The 21,884-nt window shown below is 56.9% G+C and carries 21 protein-coding genes and 1 tRNA gene; 7 read left to right on the forward strand and 15 right to left on the reverse strand.

Going from position 1 to position 21,884, the window contains the following annotated elements; genetic code table 11:
• Positions 1-22: 22 nt before the first annotated feature.
• Positions 23-1,048 carry a tRNA (adenosine(37)-N6)-threonylcarbamoyltransferase complex transferase subunit TsaD gene (gene tsaD, locus ACA049_RS27880; RefSeq protein ID WP_010467153.1) on the reverse strand — a complete coding sequence of 342 codons (1,026 nt, stop codon included), beginning with the start codon at positions 1,046-1,048 and terminating at the stop codon, positions 23-25.
• 199 nt (positions 1,049-1,247) lie between these two features.
• Here tsaD and rpsU point away from each other — a divergent pair, with 199 nt between their 5' ends.
• The 7 genes from rpsU to ACA049_RS27915 all read left to right on the forward strand — a co-directional run bounded on the left by rpsU (position 1,248) and on the right by ACA049_RS27915 (position 11,319).
• On the forward strand, positions 1,248-1,463 hold the full coding sequence (gene rpsU / locus ACA049_RS27885) for a 30S ribosomal protein S21 (RefSeq protein WP_002551877.1): 216 nt from the start codon (positions 1,248-1,250) through the stop codon (positions 1,461-1,463).
• A gap of 483 nt (positions 1,464-1,946) precedes the next feature.
• A complete protein-coding gene (gene dnaG, locus ACA049_RS27890) occupies positions 1,947-3,926 on the forward strand; it encodes a DNA primase (protein WP_497331335.1) in 1,980 nt (659 codons plus the stop codon).
• Positions 3,927-3,993: 67 nt separating this feature from the next.
• Positions 3,994-5,844, forward strand: a complete 1,851-nt coding sequence (gene rpoD, locus ACA049_RS27895) for an RNA polymerase sigma factor RpoD (RefSeq protein WP_497331337.1) — start codon at positions 3,994-3,996, stop codon at positions 5,842-5,844.
• Positions 5,845-5,966: 122 nt separating this feature from the next.
• Positions 5,967-9,713: a bifunctional diguanylate cyclase/phosphodiesterase gene (locus ACA049_RS27900; protein WP_497331339.1), complete on the forward strand. Its 3,747-nt coding sequence runs from the start codon at positions 5,967-5,969 to the stop codon at positions 9,711-9,713.
• A gap of 15 nt (positions 9,714-9,728) precedes the next feature.
• Positions 9,729-9,805: transfer RNA gene (locus ACA049_RS27905), tRNA-Ile, on the forward strand.
• A gap of 318 nt (positions 9,806-10,123) precedes the next feature.
• Positions 10,124-10,864: a TIGR04255 family protein gene (locus ACA049_RS27910; protein WP_497331341.1), complete on the forward strand. Its 741-nt coding sequence runs from the start codon at positions 10,124-10,126 to the stop codon at positions 10,862-10,864.
• Complete coding sequence (locus tag ACA049_RS27915) at positions 10,861-11,319, forward strand: hypothetical protein (protein ID WP_497331343.1); 459 nt, start codon at positions 10,861-10,863, stop codon at positions 11,317-11,319. Before ACA049_RS27910 ends, ACA049_RS27915 begins: the two co-directional genes overlap by 4 nt.
• Positions 11,320-11,772: 453 nt before the next feature.
• Here the strand turns inward: ACA049_RS27915 and ACA049_RS27920 are convergent, their stop codons facing one another.
• From ACA049_RS27920 to ACA049_RS27985, 14 genes are all read right to left on the reverse strand, one after another.
• Entirely contained in the window at positions 11,773-12,429 is a 657-nt protein-coding gene (locus tag ACA049_RS27920; protein ID WP_497331345.1) for a hypothetical protein, read from the reverse strand.
• Positions 12,426-12,620 (reverse strand): hypothetical protein, encoded by a 195-nt coding sequence (locus tag ACA049_RS27925; RefSeq protein WP_497331347.1) that lies wholly within the window; start codon positions 12,618-12,620, stop codon positions 12,426-12,428. The genes ACA049_RS27920 and ACA049_RS27925 overlap by 4 nt, the downstream gene beginning before the upstream one ends.
• Positions 12,620-13,063: a hypothetical protein gene (locus ACA049_RS27930; RefSeq protein WP_497331349.1), complete on the reverse strand. Its 444-nt coding sequence runs from the start codon at positions 13,061-13,063 to the stop codon at positions 12,620-12,622. The genes ACA049_RS27925 and ACA049_RS27930 overlap by 1 nt, the downstream gene beginning before the upstream one ends.
• On the reverse strand, positions 13,060-13,257 hold the full coding sequence (locus tag ACA049_RS27935) for a hypothetical protein (protein ID WP_497331351.1): 198 nt from the start codon (positions 13,255-13,257) through the stop codon (positions 13,060-13,062). The genes ACA049_RS27930 and ACA049_RS27935 overlap by 4 nt, the downstream gene beginning before the upstream one ends.
• A 3-nt stretch (positions 13,258-13,260) precedes the next feature.
• A complete protein-coding gene (locus ACA049_RS27940; RefSeq protein WP_497331353.1) occupies positions 13,261-13,635 on the reverse strand; it encodes a hypothetical protein in 375 nt (124 codons plus the stop codon).
• Between the two features lie 188 nt (positions 13,636-13,823).
• Complete coding sequence (locus tag ACA049_RS27945) at positions 13,824-14,747, reverse strand: hypothetical protein (protein WP_497331355.1); 924 nt, start codon at positions 14,745-14,747, stop codon at positions 13,824-13,826.
• Positions 14,740-15,069 (reverse strand): hypothetical protein, encoded by a 330-nt coding sequence (locus ACA049_RS27950; protein WP_497331357.1) that lies wholly within the window; start codon positions 15,067-15,069, stop codon positions 14,740-14,742. The genes ACA049_RS27945 and ACA049_RS27950 overlap by 8 nt, the downstream gene beginning before the upstream one ends.
• Positions 15,066-15,551 (reverse strand): hypothetical protein, encoded by a 486-nt coding sequence (locus ACA049_RS27955; RefSeq protein ID WP_497331359.1) that lies wholly within the window; start codon positions 15,549-15,551, stop codon positions 15,066-15,068. Before ACA049_RS27955 ends, ACA049_RS27950 begins: the two co-directional genes overlap by 4 nt.
• A complete protein-coding gene (locus ACA049_RS27960; RefSeq protein ID WP_497331361.1) occupies positions 15,548-16,018 on the reverse strand; it encodes a hypothetical protein in 471 nt (156 codons plus the stop codon). Before ACA049_RS27960 ends, ACA049_RS27955 begins: the two co-directional genes overlap by 4 nt.
• Positions 16,019-16,114: 96 nt before the next feature.
• Entirely contained in the window at positions 16,115-16,465 is a 351-nt protein-coding gene (locus ACA049_RS27965) for a hypothetical protein (RefSeq protein WP_497331363.1), read from the reverse strand.
• Between the two features lie 451 nt (positions 16,466-16,916).
• Positions 16,917-17,198: a hypothetical protein gene (locus tag ACA049_RS27970; RefSeq protein WP_497331364.1), complete on the reverse strand. Its 282-nt coding sequence runs from the start codon at positions 17,196-17,198 to the stop codon at positions 16,917-16,919.
• Positions 17,199-17,496: 298 nt separating this feature from the next.
• Entirely contained in the window at positions 17,497-19,803 is a 2,307-nt protein-coding gene (locus tag ACA049_RS27975) for a DUF3987 domain-containing protein (protein WP_497331365.1), read from the reverse strand.
• A gap of 11 nt (positions 19,804-19,814) precedes the next feature.
• A complete protein-coding gene (locus tag ACA049_RS27980) occupies positions 19,815-20,099 on the reverse strand; it encodes a helix-turn-helix domain-containing protein (protein ID WP_497331366.1) in 285 nt (94 codons plus the stop codon).
• A gap of 107 nt (positions 20,100-20,206) precedes the next feature.
• Positions 20,207-21,601: a tyrosine-type recombinase/integrase gene (locus ACA049_RS27985; RefSeq protein ID WP_497331368.1), complete on the reverse strand. Its 1,395-nt coding sequence runs from the start codon at positions 21,599-21,601 to the stop codon at positions 20,207-20,209.
• Between the last annotated feature and the right edge of the window lie 283 nt (positions 21,602-21,884).

Genomic DNA, 21,884 nt, shown 5'->3' on the forward strand with positions numbered 1-21,884 from the left:
TACCGCACGTGAGCGCCGCTCATCACAGCGCCGACAGTTGCTCCATCGGCCAGCGCGCCTGAACGCTGATCGCCAGGCTTTCGTGCTGACCAGCCTGCAAGCGCTGGCAACCGGCAAACGCGATCATCGCGCCATTGTCGGTGCAGAACTCCGGACGGGCATAAAACACATCGCCCTTCATGTCACCGAGCATCTTCTCCAGTGAAGTGCGCAGCGCCTTGTTGGCACTGACGCCCCCTGCGATCACCAGACGCTTCATACCCGCCTGTTTCAGGGCACGCTTGCACTTGATGGTCAAAGTCTCCACCACGGCCTGCTGGAACGCCAGAGAGATGTCGCAACGGGCTTGCTCGCTGTCGTCCCCGGCGCTGACACTCTGCTGCCAGGTGTTCAGGGCAAAGGTTTTCAAGCCGCTGAAGCTGAAAGCCAGGCCCGGACGGTCGCACATCGGACGCGGAAAGGTGAAACGGCCTGAAACGCCACGCTCAGCCAGTTTGGCGATTTCCGGACCGCCCGGATAATTGAGGCCCATCATCTTCGCGGTCTTGTCGAACGCTTCACCGGCGGCATCGTCGAGGGTCTCGCCCAACAGCGTGTAGTGGCCGATTCCGTCGACCTGAACGAGCTGCGTATGACCACCCGACACCAACAAAGCGACGAACGGGAATTGTGGCGGTTGCGGCTCCAGCATCGGCGCCAGCAAGTGGCCTTCCATGTGGTGAACACCCAAGGCCGGAATGCCCCAGGCGAAGGCCAGCGCCTGAGCGCAGGAGGCGCCCACCAGCAAGGCACCGACCAGGCCAGGACCCGCGGTATAAGCGATGGCGTCGATCTCGGTCGGCACGCAGTCAGCTTCGGCCAACACCTGACGGATCAAGGGCAGCATGCGTTTGACGTGGTCGCGCGAGGCCAGCTCCGGCACCACGCCGCCATAGGCGCGGTGCAGGTCGATCTGGCTGAACAGCGCGTCGGCCAGCAGGCCGCGTTCACTGTCATATAATGCGACACCGGTTTCGTCGCAGGAGGTTTCTAATCCCAGTACTAGCATGGGTTTGCGCCTTGTTTAGGCTGAATTCGAAGGCGCGCATAATAGTCGCCATGGGATGCCCCGACTAGCGGTTTTCGATCAGAGGCTTTGCATTCCGGTCGATGAGGAGTTAACATCCGCAACCCTTAAAAACCGACGTCTTCAAGTGCTCTTTTGCCGCGAGGATGTTGACCCCGGTAATGAATGAAGGTAGCTCTGGATGCCAGCCGTCAAAGTAAAAGAGAACGAACCCTTCGACGTAGCTCTGCGTCGTTTCAAGCGCTCCTGCGAAAAAGCCGGTGTACTGGCTGAAGTTCGTAGCCGCGAATTCTACGAGAAGCCTACTTCCGAGCGTAAGCGCAAAGCAGCAGCCGCTGTTAAGCGTCACGCGAAGAAAGTTCAGCGCGAACAGCGCCGCGCCGTTCGTCTGTACTAATACACAGACGTTCGTAGCAAGCTTCTGCCAAGCCCGGCCCTCAGCCGGGCTTATGGCATTTGCGGAAAACGCTTGATGCTTCACCGTCAAAGCCGCAGACGCGACCGAGACAAACCTGCTTCACAGCGTCAGACCTGGCTCTTTTGCCAGCGGTGCACGTCTTTTCTGACGAGCCTTCCAAGGCTACTGACGAGCACACCCACTGATTCCTCTCACGACGATCAGCCCAAGGCACCTTCATGCGTGCCCGCTTATTGAGCTATCCGAGGCCCTCGACTGGCCGCAGCGGATTTCAGCGCAACACTTTCAAATAGTCGAATACTGATTGGTACTAACGTCAGTGGATTTTCGGCAGATACACTTCCCGACAGCGATTACGCAGACGACACCGGTCGAGCCGCACATTTTGCGCGCCTCAAACAACGACCCGCGTTCGGCCGCTCTTCGTTTTGGGTCCATTTCAGCGCAGATGACGAGAACGCCATGGCCGGGCTAATTCCCCAGAGCTTCATTGACGACCTTCTGAACCGCACCGACATCGTCGATGTGGTCAGCTCTCGCCTGCAAATGAAAAAGGCCGGCAAGAACTACACCGCCTGCTGCCCTTTTCATAAAGAGAAAACCCCGTCCTTCAGCGTCAGCCCCGACAAGCAGTTCTATTATTGCTTCGGCTGCGGCGCTGGCGGCAACGCCCTCGGCTTCATGATGGACCACGACAACCTGGATTTCGTCCAGGCTGTCGAAGAACTGGCCAAAGCCGCCGGCATGGAAATCCCCCGCGAAGAAAGCGGTCGTCCGCACAAACCGCGGCAACCGACCGATTCGCCGCTGTACCCGTTGCTGACTGCTGCCGCCGACTTTTACCGCCAGGCCCTGAAAAGCCATCCATCGCGCAAAGCGGCTGTGGATTATTTGAAAGGTCGCGGCCTGACCGGCGAAATCGCCCGGGACTTTGGCCTCGGCTTCGCCCCGCCAGGCTGGGACAATCTGTTCAAGCACTTGAGCAGCGACACCCTGCAACAGAAAGCCATGGTCGACGCCGGCCTGCTGATCGAGAACGCCGAATCCGGCAAACGCTATGACCGCTTTCGCGATCGCGTGATGTTCCCGATCCGCGACAGCCGTGGGCGCATCATCGCTTTCGGTGGCCGGGTACTGGGCGACGACAAGCCGAAATACCTGAACTCACCGGAAACCCCGGTATTCCATAAAGGCCAGGAACTCTACGGCCTTTATGAAGCCCGCAAGAACAACCGCAACCTCGACGAAATCATCGTCGTCGAAGGCTACATGGACGTCATCGCCCTCGCCCAGCAAGGCTTGCGCAATGCCGTCGCGACCTTGGGCACCGCTACCAGCGAAGAGCACATGAAGCGGCTTTATCGCGTCGTGCCCAACGTCCTGTTCTGCTTCGACGGCGACCAGGCGGGGCGCAACGCCGCGTGGCGGGCATTGGAGGCTACCCTGCCTTGCCTGCAAGACGGTCGGCGCGCACGCTTTTTGTTCCTGCCTGAAGGCGAAGACCCGGACACGCTGGTCCGCTCCGAAGGCACCGACGCTTTCCGCGCGCGGATCAACCAGCACGCCCAGCCATTGGCGGATTATTTCTTTCAGCAACTGACCGAGGAATCGGACCCGCGCTCGCTTGAAGGCAAGGCCCACATGGCCACTCTCGCCGCGCCGCTGATCGACAAGGTCCCGGGAGCGAACCTGCGCATCCTGATGCGTCAGCGCCTGACCGAAATCACCGGTCTGAGCGGTGAAGCCGTGAGCCAACTGGTGCAAAGTGCACCCCAGGACGCGCCACCGGCGTACGACCCGGGCATCGATTACGACGCCATGCCGGATTACAGCGACTACCATCAGCCGCAGGCACAAGAGATGTATGTGCCGCAGCAGGAATGGACGCCCAAGAAACCCGGCGCAGGCGGCAAGAAATGGGACAAGAAACCGTGGGACAAGAATGGCAAGCGCGGCGGTGATCGCGACCAGCACAGCGCCCCACGCACACCGATCGCGGTCGAAGCGCCAACACTGATCGCCCTGCGCACCCTTATTCATCATCCGGAACTGGCGGGCAAGGTAGAAACTGCCGATCACTTCGCGAATGAGAGCAACACGTACGCGCAACTGCTGGTGGCCCTCATCGGGGCGGTGCAGAAAAATCCTAAGCTAAACTCTATTCAGTTAATGGCCCGCTGGCATGGGACTGAACAGGGGCGTCTGCTCAAGGCTTTGGCGGAAAAGGAGTGGCTGATTGACGGTGACAACCTTGAACAACAGTTTTTAGACACCATTACTAGGTTATCGGCAAGTCAACACACGGATAGCCTGGAAGTACTAATCAGGAAAGCAAGGCAGCCAGGATTGACCGCGGAGGAAGCAATTCAGATCGCAAATCAGATGCGCGACCTATTAAAACGCAATATGGCTGTATCAACCCCGACCTCAACTGGCGCGTGAGGTCATAGCTCAGGTATAATCCTCGGCTTGTTTTTTGCCCGCCAAGACCTTCAGTGGATAGGGTGTTATGTCCGGAAAAGCGCAACAGCAGTCTCGTATCAAAGAGTTGATCACACTTGGTCGTGAGCAGGGTTACCTGACTTACGCGGAGGTCAACGACCACCTGCCGGAGGATATTTCAGATCCGGAACAGGTGGAAGACATCATCCGCATGATCAATGACATGGGGATCAACGTATTCGAGGTTGCGCCAGATAAGGATTCCCTTATGCTGGCCGACGCCGATACTGACGAAGCCGCGGCCGAAGAGGCAGCAGCAGCGTTGGCAGCGGTCGAGACCGACATTGGTCGCACCACCGACCCAGTGCGCATGTACATGCGTGAAATGGGTACGGTAGAGCTCCTCACACGTGAAGGCGAAATCGAAATCGCCAAACGTATTGAGGAGGGTATCCGTGAAGTGATGGGCGCAATCGCGCACTTCCCTGGCACGGTTGACCACATTCTCTCCGAGTACACTCGCGTCACCACCGAAGGTGGCCGCCTGTCCGACGTCCTGAGCGGTTATATCGACCCGGACGATGGCATTGCGCCGCCTGCTGCAGAAGTGCCGCCGCCTGTCGACCCGAAAGCCGTGAAAGCGGACGACGATACCGACGACGACGAAGCTGAAGCCAGCACCGACGACGAAGAAGAAGCCGAAAGCGGTCCGGATCCGGTCATCGCAGCTCAGCGCTTTGGCGCTGTCTCCGATCAGATGGAAGTCACCCGCAAGGCGCTGAAAAAGCACGGTCGTGGCAACAAGCTGGCAATTGCCGAGCTGGTGCTGCTGGCTGAGCTGTTCATGCCGATCAAACTGGTTCCGAAGCAATTCGAAGGCCTGGTCGAGCGTGTTCGCAGTGCCCTGGATCGTCTGCGTCAGCAAGAGCGCGCGATCATGCAACTTTGCGTTCGTGATGCCCGCATGCCGCGTGCCGACTTCCTGCGCCAGTTCCCGGGCAACGAAGTTGACGAAAGCTGGACCGATGCACTGGCCAAAGGCAAAAGCAAATACGCTGAAGCCATTGGTCGCCTGCAACCGGACATCATTCGTTGCCAGCAAAAGCTGACCGCGCTGGAAACCGAAACCGGTTTGACGATCGCCGAGATCAAGGACATCAACCGTCGCATGTCGATCGGTGAGGCCAAGGCCCGCCGCGCGAAGAAAGAGATGGTTGAAGCGAACTTGCGTCTGGTGATCTCCATCGCCAAGAAGTACACCAACCGTGGCCTGCAATTCCTCGATTTGATCCAGGAAGGCAACATCGGTTTGATGAAAGCGGTAGACAAGTTCGAATACCGCCGCGGCTACAAATTCTCGACTTATGCCACCTGGTGGATCCGTCAGGCGATCACTCGCTCGATCGCCGACCAGGCCCGCACCATCCGTATTCCGGTGCACATGATCGAGACGATCAACAAGCTCAACCGTATTTCCCGGCAGATGTTGCAGGAAATGGGTCGCGAACCGACCCCGGAAGAGCTGGGCGAACGCATGGAAATGCCTGAGGACAAGATCCGCAAGGTATTGAAGATCGCTAAAGAGCCGATCTCCATGGAAACCCCGATCGGTGATGACGAAGACTCCCATCTGGGTGACTTCATCGAAGACTCGACCATGCAGTCGCCAATCGATGTAGCAACCGTTGAGAGCCTTAAAGAAGCGACTCGCGAAGTTCTGTCCGGCCTCACTGCCCGTGAAGCCAAGGTTCTGCGCATGCGCTTCGGTATCGACATGAATACCGACCACACCCTCGAGGAGGTTGGTAAGCAGTTCGACGTGACCCGTGAACGGATTCGTCAGATCGAAGCCAAGGCGCTGCGCAAGCTGCGCCACCCGACGAGAAGCGAGCATCTACGCTCCTTCCTCGACGAGTGATCACAGAACCCCCGGCCCAGGCCGGGGGTTTTGCTTTCTACAGATTAAATCCCCCCTACCTCCCCCCCGCCGAATTGCCCGTCTACACTCGAAACATTCCCCCGAGCCATAACGAGACCGTTATGCCCAGACTGCCGACCGTGCTTTTTTTGCTGTCGCTGATGACCTGGACCGCAACGGCTGGCGCGCTGACTCTGACCGACGAAGAACGTAGCTGGCTGGCGGCTCACCCGGACCTGCGTCTGGGCGTCGACGCGTCATGGCCGCCGTTCGAATTTCGTGACGACCAGGGCCGTTATCAGGGCCTGGCGGCGGACTACATCAACGTGATCCGCCAACGGCTGGCGGTCAAACTGACGCCCATCGAACCGATCAGCTGGACCGAAGTCCTGCAGCAGGCCAAGCAAGGCAAGCTGGACGTGTTGCCGGGCATCATGTCGACCCCGGAACGCCAGTCGTACCTGTCGTTCACTCGCCCTTACCTCGACTTTCCGATTGTCATCCTCGCCCATGTCGGAGGCCCCCAACCGCGCAAGCTCGAAGACCTCTACGGGCTGAAGATCGCCGTGGTGGAAAACTATGCGCCCCATGAACTGTTGCGCACGCACCACCCCGACCTGAATCTGGTGGCGATGCCCAATGTCAGTTCTGCCCTGCAGGCGCTGGCCACCGATGAAGTGGACGCAGTCGTGGGTGATCTCGCCTCCAGCGTCTGGAGCCTGCGTCAACTCAAGCTCGACGGTTTGTATGTCAGCGGTGAAACGCCCTATCGCTATCAATTGGCGATGGCCGTGCCTCCCAACAACAAAATGCTGGTCGGCATTCTGGATAAAGTCCTGGCGGACATGACCTCAAGTGAAATCAACGCCATTCAGGAACATTGGGTCGGCAATGTCCTGGATCATCGAACCTTCTGGTCGGATTTGCTGGTTTACGGCCTCCCCGGGCTGCTGTTTCTGATGATCATGCTGGCAGTGGTCATCCGGATTAACCGCCGACTCAGTTCGGAAATTGCTCGACGGGTCGATCTGGAACAAGAGCTACGCAGCAGCGAATACCATTATCGCGGCCTGGTGGAGAGCCTTTCCGCAATTGCCTGGGAAGCGCGGATCAGCGATTTCACCTACAGCTATGTGTCACCGCATGCCGAAGAACTCTTGGGCTATCCCCTGTCCCACTGGCTGATTCCGGGCTTCTGGCGCAACATCATCCACCCTGCGGACCTGACCCGGGCCCAGACGTTCTGCGATCACGAAGTGTTGGCCGGGCGCGATCACAGCGTCGATTACAGGGTGATCACCGCCGATGGCCGTTGCCTGTGGGTGCGCGATATCGTCAGCCTGATCGAGCACGGGCATGAGCCCGTGATGCGCGGCTTGATGATCGACATCAGCGACGCCAAGCGCACTGAAGAGGCATTGAGCCTCTCCGAGCAAAAATTCGCCTCCGTGTTTCAGCAATGCCCGGACATCCTGGTGATTGCGCGGCTTTCAGATGGCTGCCTGCTGGAAGTCAACAAAGCGTTCGAAGAACAAATTGGTCTCAAGGCCGAAGACGTCATTGGCCAGACCGCCACCGACTTGAATATCTGGGGCATTCCCGGCGTTGGCCCGGGATTGCTGCAACGCCTGCAGGCCGGCAGCATTCGCAACCTGGAGATGCCCTTTCGCCGCAACAATGGCCAGGTGTTTACCGGCCTGATTTCCGCCGAGCCTTTCGACCTCGACACGACCCCTGCCCTGGTCGTCGTTGTGCGCGACATCAGTCAGCTCAAGGAAACCCAGCAACAACTGCAAACCTCCGAAGAAAAGTTCGCCAAGGCCTTCCACGCCTCCCCGGACGGCCTGTTGCTGTCGCGGCAGAGCGACGGGTTGCTGCTGGAGGTCAACGAGGGTTTCAGCCGCATCACAGGCTTCAACAGCGCGATGTCGGTGGATCGTTCGGCCCTGGAACTGGGGGTCTGGGTCAATCTCAACGAACGCAAACAGATGCTCGATCTGCTGCACCGGGATGGCTTCGTTCGCGACTTCAGTTGCCACATCCGCCGCAGTGACGGGCAGATCCGTCTCTGCGAGGTGTCCAGCCGTCCGCTGCCCATTGGCGACGAAGACTGCATGTTGACCATTGCCCGGGACATTACCGAGCGGCATCTGATGCAGGAAAAACTGCAACAGGCCGCCACGGTGTTCGAAAGCACCGCCGAAGGGGTGTTGATCACCGACACCCAACAGCACATCAGCGCGGTCAACCGTGCGTTCACCGAGATAACCGGTTACAGCGAGAGCGAGGCACTGGGCCACACCCCTCGCCTGCTCGCCTCGGGCCTGCACGACAGCGCGTTCTATGCGGCGATGTGGCATCAGCTGACGGACGAAGGTCACTGGCAAGGCGAGATTTCCAACCGACGCAAGAACGGCGAGCTCTACCCGAGCTGGCTGACCATCAGCGCCGTGCGCAACCGGGAAAAATTTGTCACCCACTTCGTGGCAGTGTTCGCCGACATTTCCAGCCTCAAACACGCGCAGGCCAAACTCGACTACCAAGCGCACCACGACCCGCTGACCGGCCTGCCAAACCGCACGCTGTTCGAAAGCCGATTGCTGACCGCACTCAACACCCAACAGGAAAACGGCGGCCAAGGCGCGGTGCTGTTCCTCGACCTGGACCGCTTCAAACACATCAATGACAGCCTTGGTCACCCGGTCGGTGACCTGCTGCTCAAAGGCATCGCCGTGCGCCTCAAAGAGCAGTTGCGCGATATCGATACCGTTGCGCGCCTGGGTGGCGACGAATTCATCATCCTGCTGCCCGGCCTGCAACAATGCAGCGATGCCGACAACATTGCGACCAAACTGCTCAATTGCTTCGCCGCACCGTTCCAGGCCGGCGAACACGAGTTTTTCATCAGCGCCAGCATCGGCACCAGCCTGTATCCCAAGGACGGCTGCGACGTCGCCACACTGGTCAAGAACGCCGATGCCGCGATGTATCGCTCCAAGGCCAAGGGCCGCAACCGGGTGGAAAGCTACACCCGCGACCTCACCGCCCAGGCCAGCGAACGCGTGGCGTTGGAACATGAACTGCGCCGCGCCATCGAGCGCAATGAGCTGTTTCTCTACTATCAGCCGAAAATCAGCCTCGCCGACCATCGACTGGTCGGCGCCGAAGCGCTCATTCGCTGGCATCACCCGACCTTCGGTGCGGTGCCGCCGGAACACTTCATTCCTCTGGCAGAAGAAAACGGCATGATCCTGCAAATCGGCGACTGGGTACTGGAGACCGCCTGCCGGCAGATGTTCGAGTGGAATCAGGTCTACGAGTGCCTCGGCCCGCTATCGGTCAACCTCGCGGGCGCTCAACTGCGCCAGCCGAACCTGCTCGGACGGATCGAGCAACTGCTCAAGGACAACGGCTTGGCACCCGGTTTTCTGCAACTGGAAATTACCGAAAACTTCATCATGAGCCAGGCCGAAGAAGCGCTGGCCGTGCTGCACCAACTCAAACAACTGGGTGTGCAATTGGCGATCGACGACTTCGGGACGGGCTACTCGTCCCTGAGCTACCTCAAGCGCCTGCCACTGGACATCCTCAAGATCGACCAGTCTTTCGTCCGCGGCCTGCCTGACGATCCCCACGATGCTGCCATTGTCCGCGCCATCATCGCGTTGGGACGCAGCATGCAATTCACCATCATTGCGGAGGGCGTCGAGACCCTGGCACAGCAACAATTCCTGGCCGAAGAAGGCTGCGAACAGATCCAGGGCTACATCGTCAGCCTGCCCCTTCCCCCCGACGAATTCGCCGCGACGTTTCTTCGTATAGCCGTATCGGATTTTTCGGATAGCACAGCCGAGAAACCATCGCTATAATCCGCGGCCTACTGAGGGCCTATAGCTCAGTTGGTTAGAGCAGAGGACTCATAATCCTTTGGTCCACGGTTCAAATCCGTGTGGGCCCACCAAACAAATCAGAGGCTTACGTCTAATCGACGTAGGCCTTTTTTGTTGGGCGCTGATTTTCGTACCTGTATGAAGTCTATAAGACGCTGGGCACGCAGGGAAACAGGCACTAAGGGTCCGCAATGCGCGACGGCTCTGAAAAGCGCCTTCCTTTCTAGTCCTCTCATCGTGTTGCTATAGGCTATAGTTGTGCTCGACGGTGGTCGCCTTGCTCATCGCAGATTGAAGGGAGGACTTCATGACAGTTAATAGGAGTGGGATAGGCTCAAAACACCGACTGTCCGTAACTGCCCCTTCTCGACGGCTTGCGTCACCACATCATGGCTAAGCCTAGGCACCTCTCACGAGCGCCCATCCGCGAAGCGCTCATCGACATCCAGTTTTCGCCAGCAGCGGATCTGGAGAGTGTTGCCGCATTTGCGCATGAAGCTGCGGGTCTTTTGGGTAGCATCTCCGATCTTTGGGAAACGACACTAGAACTGACGATAGGGGTCGATGGGGCACAGCAATCCAACACGGGCACCTGCGTCGGAAAACGAATTGACTTCCCAGGCTTGAACCATGTATTGCAGCTTCGCACAACCGGCTTCACCTTTAGCCGCCTACCCCCATACGAGACATGGGAGGCGATGAGCGAGCATGCCCTTAATATAGGGTTTCGCTATCTCGCCGCTGTCCGTCCTGAACACGTTGTACGCTTGGCGGTACGGTACATAAATACCTTACAAATTCCGCTTCCTGTGGCGACATTCAAAGACTATCTAACTTGCCCTCCACAAATCCCCTCTGAACTCCCCCAGGGGTTGGCCAGTTTCCTGAGTCGGGTGGGGATCGCCGTCCCAGAAAACGGCGACGTTGGGGTCGTCACCCAAGTGCTGGAAGGCATGACCCCAGAAGGCAACGCGTTAAGCATCTTGCTCGATATTGATGTTTCACATCTGTGCACGCTAGACGGGCACGAAACCGACAAGATTAAAGAAGTACTTGATCGGCTCAGAACTTTCAAGAACGATGCATTTTTCGGCTTTCTCGAAGAGAAGACACTGGAGCAGTACACATGAGTGTGGCAATCGCTTATCAAGACACACTGTCTTTAGCTGAAACGCCCGGTGCTAGTAACGAAGCCAGAAAAGTCGAGCAGAACCATGCCGTAGCATTCTACAAAGTGAAGGCAACTACTGCCGGCGTATCTGCCATCTATAGTGAGCTAATGTCGCTCGTCGCGGAGAGCGTTGATGAGGTGTCTGGTGCTACGTTAGTGAAAGCACTGGAGTTCGCTGCCACCCTGCCTTCTGATGTGGCGCTGCCTGAGGTGTCCATCGATCCCGATGGAGAGCTGGCGTTTGACTGGGTCAAAGAAGACGGCCTGCTCTCGGTCAGCATTGGAAGCACAGGGAGATTGACTTATGCTGCGCGGCTGGAAAATCTTCCTACCTCTGACACGGTTCCGCTGGCTGGTTGGCCGTCTTCTTCGCTTGGTGAAGCGCTCGGGAGTTTCCGGCACTCTCCTGCCTGACCCACCGCCTCGAATTGTTCCACCTTCTTCTGTATCTCGATTCATTTACGATTCGAGTCAGATGTATAAGAACACAGGCAAACCAAAACCTGGGGCATTCTTGCCTGAATACTTCCAAGAGCGACACGAAACATCAGTGTGTCATCTGGACGGATGCGCAGACAACCGGGTGTGGCACTTGGCTGCGACGCGGCGGGCGGACAAAACGCTGAAAGCCCGTGCGGACTTTTTTGTGACCTATGCCATCGATCAATCACTATCGTGTATCTCAGCCCCGGAGGATGGGTTCTACGAGCATGCGGTTCTTATCGACTGGCCAAGCGATAAGGAAGGGCAAAAGCTAATAGCCGTTGAACTTGCATTGAAAAATGGATCGTGCAAGTTCCCACCGAATAGTGCCGAGACTTCTGCTGAGTCGGGGAGCTCTTAAGTACCCAGGCTAAACCACCTTTTTCATAGCAGCTTCTGGCGCCGCGCCGCCAGCATTCGATCACGTTGCGCCGCTCTCGGGTCACGCTCGGCGGATTGGCGCTGGACTGGACCATAACCCTGCTCGGCACCGCTGCCGTGATAGTTCGTAATGTCGGCTTCACGCGTCTCGCGAATGGCGGCGTTGTCCAGGCGTTCTTGGGGTGTAAGTGGCAGTTCCTCGATCCATCTGGCCCTTTCTTCGTCCACCGGGTCAGGCATGTCCGGCGCATCGACTGGGGGCGTCCACTGGTTCGGGTTAATGTATTCCTGCTCGGGCGTAGGCAAACGCTCGACGGTTCTCACAGGTGTAAGCGACGGGTCGGGGTAAATGGCTTTGCTGAGCGCGAACGCGACTCGGGTTGCAGCCTCAATCTCGGACATGCCGTTTACGTTGATGGTGTTATTTACCACGTCGGGGTCATCTTTTGCAGCTGCCGGAAACAATCGGCTCAGACCTTGCTGTAGAAAATCCTTGGGATTGTCTTGGGCGAATTTAAGCAGCCATTTAACTCCTCCAAGCCTTTGGTAGACGGCAAGCAGGTCTGCGGCCATTTCAGCCGTGACAACCTGGCGCTCGCCTTTATCCAGCGAGCCTTTCCGGCGTCCACCGGTTTTTGGCGCACCAATTCGGGCGGTCATTTTTCTTCATCCACTGCTGCCGGCTCGACTTCGACGACCAAGCGGGCGACACCGTTGGAGCCATAGATGAACTTGGCGCTTGCTGGCCGTGGTGGCTGCTCTGGTAGCTCGCGCAGCCACATGGTCAGCGTGGCAATAACGGCCTGGGCCTCGGCCTGTTGATTGATACCAGAAAACACGACGACGGCCATCACACACCCTCCTTATATTCTCGGGCCTCGGCTTTAACAGCGATGTCCAGCGCTGGCAGCACAGGGGATTCGTTCACTTGGCGCATGCTGACAATTCGGTCAGCACCATCACGCTGGATTTCAAATTTGGCTTCATTCACTGTGATCCAGCGCATCAGGCCTGCGCCGTCGCGGAATACCTGCACGTTCATGTTTGTAGGCGCTGCTGTTCTTTGCACCGGGGGAAGCTGGCGGTAGTCGCTGACTGGCGCAGGGACGTTGAACAAGTCACGAACACGTGGCGAGGGTTTACGTTCCACCGCTTCACCTATACGCCGTTCGACTTCATCAGCGATCAGCTTTTCGATGGCAGCACCGAGGCCGTGGCCACCTTCAGGCGCAGGCGCTTGTTCCGGCGTTTTGCGGAGCATCTGGCGTTCGAGTATTGCGAGCTTCGGGTTCATAGCGCTTTCGCCTGTTTCAGCAGATTTTGAAGTTTCAAAGCTTCCCCGCCGTGCAGCCCTGAGCCGGATGCCTTGTTTAAAAGATCATCCAACTTCGCAAGTAGTTTTTCGTGGCCGCCTTTCAACGCCAACTTGTCGCGAGCTTCGCGGGCATCCAGTAAAAGTTCGTTTGAGCCGGTGAGTATGGTGTTCATTTATTAAGCCTCGGACAGCACAAGTTTAAGTGTACGCACCGCAGCTTGTGCTACAGCAACGCCGGCTGTTGTCTCAGAGATAATTTTAATCAATTGCAGCCCGGCAAAGTTGTCGGTGTTGTCGAAGGTCATCACGCGGTTAGCCGAGGTCAAAAAAGTAAGATGATCGCCAGCCGTATTGTACACCGGGGCAAAAGTAGAGCCGTCAATACTGCATTGCAGTCCGATACGTGAATCGGTCCAACTTGCGGGCATTAAAATGCCAGACAAAGAGAGCCCGGTGATATTTATTTGCTCGGACGCGCCGTCAGCAGCGGTGCTTAATGATACGGTCGCGCTGGTTCTGTTACTTGGTCGAGGTCTTAATACGTTAGCCATTTCATTTACCCTCTTTGGTTCATCTCATACAAGCGCCTTAAACGGGACTGAATCATCGGACTCTTGTTGTATGTTTTCCGGTCCGTCGCGATCAAGCTTTCAATCTCACGAATCTCGGCGGCGATACCTTCGCTTGAAGTTGGTAGCGGCCTCGGGCCAACAGGCTCTGCTCTATTAGGCATTTTGATTTACCCCCTACGCGCATAAAGTTCACGAAGGCGCGCCTGCATAGCCGGATCACGCATATATTTCTGGCGTTCACTCGGTACTTTTAACATGGCTTCGAATTGAGCTATTTCCTTATTGATATCAGCACCTGATGCGCCAATGCTATTTGCGCCAATGGCCATCTCATACATGGCGGTCAACAGTTCCACCGTGTTAAACATATGCGTCCACGGCCAACTGCCAGTAAAGCGATCAAGGTGAGCCAGTTCAGCCGGTGTCTGTTTACTCAGCTGAGCCTGAGCGAGTTCGATGTTGATTTTAAAACATGAGCCCCAGCGCTGTTGCAAGGTTGCCATTGTCTGCGCCATCACAGCGTTATTGTGGTTCACCAGTTCTTGATATTGCTGATCCGTCAGGTTGTCGGTCGGATCTTTGGAAGTAGGGGGTGCACTTCCTTGTGCCTGCGTAACTTGTTGGGAATTTAACTGTTTCGAGGCTTTGGCCAGCCATTGCAGGCAGGCGGTGACAAATTGTTGTTTGGCCCGAGGCGAACCTGAAAGTTTATGCACCATGTTGCCGAAGGATTCGGCGAGCCAATCCCCAGCTTCTGAATGCAAGTTAAAGTTGTGAATCCTCTGCACCTGATTAGGTGCCTTCGTGGCATTAGCCGTCACAAATTGAATGGCCGCATTAACCATATGCGCCGGGTAGCCGAGTGAACTAAAGTCATGCATGAAAGCGCCACCCAACTGGCCCAGCATGGCTTCTACCTGGCCGGATGTGGCCTGGGTGGGTTCACCAAACAGGGTCCCGCTAGACGGCGCATGCCGTACTTCATCAACGTCAGTACGGTCCCAGCTGTCAGGCTGGATCGGTTGCAGAGGCGGGCCGGGATTATACGGTTGAATGTCACCGGCGCTTAGGGTGTCGAGTTCGTTAGACATGTTTCAAAACTCCGGGGCCGAACACGGAAATGAAACCGCCATTTTTGACGACTTCAACACCTAGACTTTTATCAAACACAGCGCCGTGCAATTTAGCTTTTACATCAGCAACTCCGGCGGAGTTCATCTGCCCTGATGTAATTTCTAGCAGACGTTCGATAAGTTGGCACTCACGGCCCGTATAAAAACCAAAAGGTTCGCTGTCGGTAATCTGGCGAAGGGCATCAGTGATTTGTTTGCATGCGGTCATTGTTTTGGACTCCAGCAATTGGCGGGTGATATGCGGGGCAGCGTCGATCAATGTTTGCAGTAGAGTAATCACAATAAACTTTCCTTCTTGATTGGTGCTGCGTCGGCGCGGGCCACTTGATTGCGCATCACGAGCCACGGTTTCATGCAGTGTTTATGCAGTCGCGAGTTATGCACGGGTAAACCGTACACATCCTTTTCAGGAATAAGATCAAGGTGAGCCAAGCGCCGGGAATCCTGACCACACCACCGGCAACACGTATTCGACGGTGGAAAGTGGTCGAGACGGTATTTCATATTTTCTATGGTCGGCGGTGTGGCCAGTGACACTAAACTCCAGTCACCAATCGTGTTACGCCACAGGGCTACGTCGTAGGTCAATAACTCAACGTGAGTTTCTTCCTTGCGCATATAGTGCGTAATAGTTTCCAGATCTGGTGCTGCTACACCAATGGCGTGCGCGACGAAAGTAGCCATCGCGTTTATGTCACCGCGATAAGAGATAAACCTTATCGAGACTTCTTGAATGGCCCGGTTCAGCACTGGCGCGTTCATTTGGTCAGGCTCGCGTGATTCAACAGTTCTTGGAGGCAAGCCTCTTGGCTGATAGCCAGGGAGACAATAACAATGCCATCGCTGTTGCGAATGGCACTCCATCCAGTTTCAGGACCAGTCCAGACAATCTTATGGTTACTTGGAAGCCGTTCACCGACTGCGCACATAAGAGCTGGAAGCTGGACGCTGTAGAGTGGGTGAGTTTCACAATACCCGTGGCCGCTTTGGAGTACGAGTCGGCGATGGTAAACAGTGCGGCCCGTATCAATTAAGATCAACTCGTCATAGGGCTGAAACAAGTGCGCGACGGTGGCATAAAAACTTGATTCGCCGAGCCTTTCTGGTGGAGTGCCAGCCGGATAGACAATGCGAAACTCATTACCTGCTGACTCACGCAACTTAACATCTTGCTGACTCAAAGAGTAAGGCAAACGGTTTGATTCTGTAGCAACGTCGGAACGCGACATGTGATGGAACTCCAACAGGGTTATTTGTTGGAGTAAACATACTGCGAAGTGCGGTCGTTGTACGGCCCGAAAAGGAAATACAATGCGGATCTAAAGTTAGATTTGCATTGTTTTTAAATGATCGTACACATAGCGCCAGTGTGGTGCATCCGGGCCTAACAGCTTCACCAGCCACTTGGCGCGGGCGGTATCGGTGCCGGTCCATGATATCAACTGCGGTCGATAGCGCTCGATGCCAGCGGTTAGTACCGCATGCTTGCGTTCTGCCTTGGCTTCACGGGCATGCTGCGCTCTGGCGATCTTGGCTTTGTCAGGATCTGGTTTGTTGGCTACGTCATACGCTTGCAAGCGGTCAAGATCATCGAACAGGCGAGGCTGCCAACGGGACGGGACCGACCACTCCAGGCCGCTTTGGTATTCAAAAGTTGATCCTGCTGTGGTTTTCATCACAAATTCCCCTCAAATCACCAACGTGGCTTCGCGTGGCTGCGTATGGGACGTTTAAGCGTCTTGGCAATGGTTCTTAGTGCCTTCGCTGTTGCGCCTGCTGGCACCGTTTCAGACGGCCTATGAACTCGCTGTACGATCCGTGCCGCTGGCCGTGGTCGATTGCCCAGGCGCGCCAGTTGGCGAACGACGTGTCGGTCTGAGCTTTCACAAAGTCCTGCATCAGTTCATCTATCAATTTTCAGGCCCTCGATATCCCTAAACAGGTACGTTGCAGACACGAAATCTTCTTTTCTCATTGCAATACCGCTGAGAGCTGCACTCTTACATATGAAAGCTGGTGATCTTAAATCCTTTGATCCTTTGTTTTTCACTACCCATGGCTGCAATAGAAGCGCCAGTGAGTGCTGGTGCGAGTTTTCTAATTGTGTGCGTCCACCATGGACTTTCATCACAACAAACTCTGTTTTTTAACTAGGCGCATAAGCAGCGCCACATAGGTTTCGCCTGGATTTTTAGCGGCCGAAATAGCAGCCTGCTGCTCGGCATTCACCCACAGCAGCAAGGATGCCCAGCCTTCTGCCCTGCGACGATCTCGTAGTGTCCGCATGCGTGATGCCATCTTGGTCTTGGGTTTCGGTGCGGCAAGCACCCAGCCGAGGGCAAGCAGCCTTTCAACTTCATCAGGTGAGCTGATCGTCCTGGCTTGGGATGGATGCACCAGCAGACTCATTTTCGCCTCCTAAAGTGGCGTTCGCCTCCGAACACTACATGTTCCCCCGAACACCGAAACCCGCGCTGTACAGGGGCTGCAAGGGTATTTTCGGCCTGTGTTCGGGTGTTCCCCGCACAACACACAAACAGAGAGGACAAATACACCGGTGGTAATTTTCACCGTGGGGGGATTTAGGGTGAGAGGTATATAGAAGGAACACATATATAAATACACCTCTAGCCCTTGTGTGCTGCGGGTTTCGGTGTTCCCCGAACACGCCCGAACACCCCGAACATACCCCCGGTGAGAGCCCCCCCTAGTCATCGCCCTTCAACCCTATAACCTGCAAGTCCTTGTCGCCGAATGAACCTGCCGCTATTTCATCCCGCGCCAGCAGATAGGCAATCGCAGCGTCGAAATCCTTTTTACATAGATCCGACCTACGCATCAGGGCCGACCGGGGTACCCACCCCGCATCACTGGCCGCGATTTCCCCTTTTCGATCTGGCTTCGGTTTGGTCTTCCCATCCATCAGCATCACCATCAGCGCGGCGGCATTCTTTTGTTCATCACCGCTGTGCATGAACTCTTTAACGAAACTCAGCACGGCCGCATTGGAAGCGCGCACGAACTGCGCCGCCCATTCGATATGTCCGAGGGTAACCACCGGCTTAGCTGGGTTGTCCCACACGGCCAGAACACCAGCAATCCGCTCTACCTTTTCCAGACTGCGGACGCACAACGCGCTTTCCCAAGGCGAATCGATAGCCCTGCCGCGCTGGTCGAATTCCGTAAGTAGCGCGTCGAGCATTCGTTCGGCGTCGTTGGTGGTGTCGATAACGATCCCACCCATGCTGTGCATGTAAACCAACCCGTTCTCGACATGCATGGCGGTCCGCTGGACCGAGACAGGCAGTTCTATAGGCTTGCGCACCCGTCGCGCAGGCGGATTGCTGCTGGTGAACACGAACAAAATCCGCCCAGCCAGTCCATCCGCGAAATCGTCTGGATTAAAGGCGGTGCCCAGCTTTTCTGGTGTGGTGAATCCGATCAAATTGAATGCCGGTTTCTGGATGATGCGTGCTTCCTTGCCAGCCAGGGCGCGGGTTTCGTATTCATCGCCGGATGCGCTGAACAGCTCCAACAGTTTGCGGCCGTTCGCCCGCTCGTAATTTGAAGCTCTGGCATCGTTCATCGCGGAAAAGAAGTGCGCAATTTCATCTACTGCGCAGTAGGTCGCGATATTGCTAACCAGTGCGTCTTCCAATCCCTGACCGGAACCAGGCGCGCCGATCAGCTTCGCATTGCCGAGGCGGCCTATCTGTTTGGCGAGTCTCAGCGGCACGTCTTTACCCGTGCCAGTCTTGGCGATCCCCAGGAAATACAGGTTCAACCGGCTACCGTCGCATTGCCTGTAAAAACTGCCGCATGCAGCCGCCATAGACGACAGCACCGCCATGGTGGTCAGCTCTGGCTGGGGCTTGTGCGCCGCTTCCAGGCCAGCAGCAACCGCGTCAGCCATCGGGCCAGGGTAGGGTGCCGGAAAGGCGATGATTTCTTTTGGCTCGACCGGCTTCCAAGCCGGGTTGAATCCCACCAGCTTCGCCTTCATGCCGGTCTGGCTCTTGTCATAGGCCCGCTTAATTTCACGCCGGGCGTAGCCCTCTGGATTGCTCTTCCAATGATCGCAGCAGACTTGCCATAGCGCGGGTTTGGCAACCATGGAAGCAAAGATGCGTTCCAGAGGATGGTTGCCATCGATCAGCCTGATAAGCAGGCCTTGCAGGACATTGGAACGGTCAATCTTGCCGGTGCCGTCTATGAGGTAGCGCTGATCGGTGCTGAGCCATGGGAGTGCTGCCAGGTCTATAGGCGAGCCGCCGTTTGGTATGTCCGGCATGGGCGTAGCCTGCTGCGGGCTGCCAGCAACCCGCGTCAGCTTTCCGAGCTGCCCCAGGACGGTTTCGTCGAGTTGAGTAATGGTGGTGCAGGCTCCCAGCAGTGCGCCAGTCACGGTTATAAAGGTCGGTTTATCGCCGATGTAGACCTCGGCATGGTCACAACCGCCAGGGTACGCCTTGCCGGTGTTCTCATATTTCACCGCCCACTTTTCCGGTACCCACGCGAAGGCGTGTAGGCCCATCCCCGATGGCGAAACTTCCCAATAGGTGGGGATCTGGTTCAGCAGGCTGAAAGCTGCGAGTGCAGCGGGGGCGTTGGCGGGATCGAGAACTTTTTTGTCGTCTACTTCTTCATACGTGCCCGCAATCTTGTCCACGTCGAGTGCGATCAGGCGCCATCCGTCCAAGGGAAAGTTGCTGTTGATGAATATGCCGACGCCGGTAAGCAGCAGAGGATTTGCTTCCACCAATGCTTGCGCCTCGGGCAGCGTCATCCATTTGTCCGTTTTTTCCCAGTCGTCCATACCTTTGATTAAGCCCCCCGCCAGTTCCTGAGGAGCTTTGGACTTACCGTGTGGCGCCCATATCCGGCGATTGGTCAGTTCGCCGCAGGCAATACCAAGCGCTTGCTTGGTACTACCTGCGGCGGTAGGATTATTGTGTGTGCTTCCCCTAGCCCCCTTTGCCGCGTCACCGGCTGGGGGCTTTTTCATGCTGGTCATTAACCACCCCCTTACAACAATTTAGCGCGGCGAGCGTCTTTGGTGAGACACGGAACGCCTTCAGTGGCGAGACGCTGGACTTCTGTTATCGGAATCCGGCGATCCGCACCAAACTGAACCCAGGCCAAGTCGCCATTTTTCATCAACTGATAAACGGAACTGCGACCGATGCCGAGCGCTTTTGCGACCGCATTGGGTGCCAATAAGAGTGGGGTGATTTCGAGAGTCGAGGTCATGGCTTTAACTCCATAAGGAAAGTTAAAGCCCCTCGAATATTGCGGCTTGCCGATACGCATTTGAAAGGCCGTCCATTGCTGGGCGGTGCGCTACCTGTGATTAAGATACTGCGCCCCAGTTGGGGTCTGGTCAAGGCCAGTTGGGGTTGCTTGTGTCCCTTCCAATTTCACCCGTGAAGTTGCACTATTTTGGCTGTTTCCCCGCTGGCCAGTTGATCCAGATAGCGCGCCCACTTCTCCAAGTCCTGGCGTTTTTCTGGCAGATAGCTGTAACGGTCGTAGTGCTTGGCCTGCACACCAGACCGCCCGTGCGACAGCAGCCACGCCCTACGTTCCTGATCCACACCGAGCGAAGCCAGATGCGTCTCGATGGTGGCGCGCAGGTTGCGCCACGTGAAACGCCGGGTCTTGCCGGCTGCCGATAAGGTGTCGCCCATTTCCTGAAAAATCCCCAACGCCGTACCGGGTGTAATCGCCATCTTGCCGCGCAGCGAGAATGGGCCCGGCGCATCAGTTCCTTGCAGCGCCAGCAGCGGCGCCATGATCCCGCTCAGGCGTTCGGTCATCGGTAGCAGGTGGATACGCGGCGGAGTGCCCTTGCCGCCTTTGAGGTCCAACAACTGCATCACCGCGCCATGCTCCCCACCGTCGTACAGGTCCGCCCAGGTGATGCGGCAGAGCATTTCGGCGCGCTGGCCGGCCAGATACAGCATGGCCTTGGCAATCGAGCGGCGGCGCTCCGGCAGATCCTCGACGGCCCGCAACACCGCCTTCAGTTCCGCCTTGTCCAACGCCCATGTTTCGGCCCGGTTGGCACCCTCGATGGTCGGCACATCCCGCACCGGATTCGCGGTCAGGCCGAACAGCACCGCGTCGGCCGCACGCAACGGGTTCAGGTCGAAGCCCAGCCCAAAAGCGTACGCGGCTTGCAGGTAGGCGCGCAGCTTGTCGGCCTGCCGCTTTTTGCCGTTGGTGGCGTTTGCCTTGGTGAGACGCACACCGCGCCCCTTGCTGGCGACAGGACGGGTCAGGCAGTGGCGTAGGATTTCGGACACGTCGTAAGGAGTGATGTCCTTGGCTGGCTTGGCCACCAGCGCGGGGAAGGCGTTCATCACGTTCAGCTTCAGCGAGCCACGCACTTCCTTGGCGCTGGTCTTGCCGCGCCGCTCCATGTCGTCGGTGTAGCCGTTGAGCAACTGGCCGAAGGTGCCTTGCCGGGCCTTCGCTTCACGCTCGCGATGGGCAGCTTCGCGGCGGGCGTCGTCTTCACCCTGCATTTGCGCAAGGTAGGTATGCAGGTCACGGTGTCCCGCCCTGTACAAGTCGGTGTACTCGGCTGCTTTGGCTCTGGCTTCGGCAAGGCTGTCCCGGTCGATGCGTAGCTGGGCCTGTTTGCCGTCGAGGGAGTAGCGGAAGTAGTACGCAATCCCCCCCTGTGAGGAAGCGCGCAGGCGTAGACGACCTTCACCGCGTGCGCCGTCTTCTGTGACCCACACGTCGCTGCCGAGTAGCTTGGCCTTACGAGTTGCTGACTCGATGGTCTTGTTGGTGAAAGTACCCATGGCCGTTTCTCCCGTGTCTGCATCGTGTCTATATAGGCCCCGGTCACTGGTGCACACAAGCGAACAGGTACTATCAAAGGATAGACCCGAACAATTGATTTGGAAGGGTTTTTCTTAGACTTTAAAACACTAGCGGACACAGCCAGACGACATGTTTTCTGACTCATAATCCTTTGGTCCACGGTTCAAATCCGTGTGGGCCCACCAAACAAGAAAGCCGCGCTGATGCGCGGCTTTCTTCAGACCTAATGATTGACGTGAATATCGACTTTCATTAGATTCG

This window comes from Pseudomonas sp. LBUM1662 (assembly GCF_059695915.1).

What these genes read in the sequence shown, in the direction of transcription:
- ACA049_RS27960 (WP_497331361.1), bottom strand. Translation starts at nt 16,018, where the DNA reads ATGTCGCGTTCCGACGTTGCTACAGAATCAAACCGTTTGCCTTACTCT.
- ACA049_RS27910 (WP_497331341.1), top strand. Translation starts at nt 10,124, where the DNA reads ATGGCTAAGCCTAGGCACCTCTCACGAGCGCCCATCCGCGAAGCGCTC.
- rpsU (WP_002551877.1), top strand. Translation starts at nt 1,248, where the DNA reads ATGCCAGCCGTCAAAGTAAAAGAGAACGAACCCTTCGACGTAGCTCTG.
- ACA049_RS27920 (WP_497331345.1), bottom strand. Translation starts at nt 12,429, where the DNA reads ATGACCGCCCGAATTGGTGCGCCAAAAACCGGTGGACGCCGGAAAGGC.
- ACA049_RS27945 (WP_497331355.1), bottom strand. Translation starts at nt 14,747, where the DNA reads ATGTCTAACGAACTCGACACCCTAAGCGCCGGTGACATTCAACCGTAT.
- ACA049_RS27915 (WP_497331343.1), top strand. Translation starts at nt 10,861, where the DNA reads ATGAGTGTGGCAATCGCTTATCAAGACACACTGTCTTTAGCTGAAACG.
- ACA049_RS27935 (WP_497331351.1), bottom strand. Translation starts at nt 13,257, where the DNA reads ATGAACACCATACTCACCGGCTCAAACGAACTTTTACTGGATGCCCGC.
- dnaG (WP_497331335.1), top strand. Translation starts at nt 1,947, where the DNA reads ATGGCCGGGCTAATTCCCCAGAGCTTCATTGACGACCTTCTGAACCGC.
- ACA049_RS27940 (WP_497331353.1), bottom strand. Translation starts at nt 13,635, where the DNA reads ATGGCTAACGTATTAAGACCTCGACCAAGTAACAGAACCAGCGCGACC.
- ACA049_RS27925 (WP_497331347.1), bottom strand. Translation starts at nt 12,620, where the DNA reads ATGGCCGTCGTCGTGTTTTCTGGTATCAATCAACAGGCCGAGGCCCAG.
- tsaD (WP_010467153.1), bottom strand. Translation starts at nt 1,048, where the DNA reads ATGCTAGTACTGGGATTAGAAACCTCCTGCGACGAAACCGGTGTCGCA.
- ACA049_RS27980 (WP_497331366.1), bottom strand. Translation starts at nt 20,099, where the DNA reads ATGCGTATCGGCAAGCCGCAATATTCGAGGGGCTTTAACTTTCCTTAT.
- ACA049_RS27970 (WP_497331364.1), bottom strand. Translation starts at nt 17,198, where the DNA reads ATGAGTCTGCTGGTGCATCCATCCCAAGCCAGGACGATCAGCTCACCT.
- ACA049_RS27985 (WP_497331368.1), bottom strand. Translation starts at nt 21,601, where the DNA reads ATGGGTACTTTCACCAACAAGACCATCGAGTCAGCAACTCGTAAGGCC.
- ACA049_RS27930 (WP_497331349.1), bottom strand. Translation starts at nt 13,063, where the DNA reads ATGAACCCGAAGCTCGCAATACTCGAACGCCAGATGCTCCGCAAAACG.
- ACA049_RS27955 (WP_497331359.1), bottom strand. Translation starts at nt 15,551, where the DNA reads ATGAACGCGCCAGTGCTGAACCGGGCCATTCAAGAAGTCTCGATAAGG.
- ACA049_RS27900 (WP_497331339.1), top strand. Translation starts at nt 5,967, where the DNA reads ATGCCCAGACTGCCGACCGTGCTTTTTTTGCTGTCGCTGATGACCTGG.
- ACA049_RS27975 (WP_497331365.1), bottom strand. Translation starts at nt 19,803, where the DNA reads ATGACCAGCATGAAAAAGCCCCCAGCCGGTGACGCGGCAAAGGGGGCT.
- rpoD (WP_497331337.1), top strand. Translation starts at nt 3,994, where the DNA reads ATGTCCGGAAAAGCGCAACAGCAGTCTCGTATCAAAGAGTTGATCACA.
- ACA049_RS27965 (WP_497331363.1), bottom strand. Translation starts at nt 16,465, where the DNA reads ATGAAAACCACAGCAGGATCAACTTTTGAATACCAAAGCGGCCTGGAG.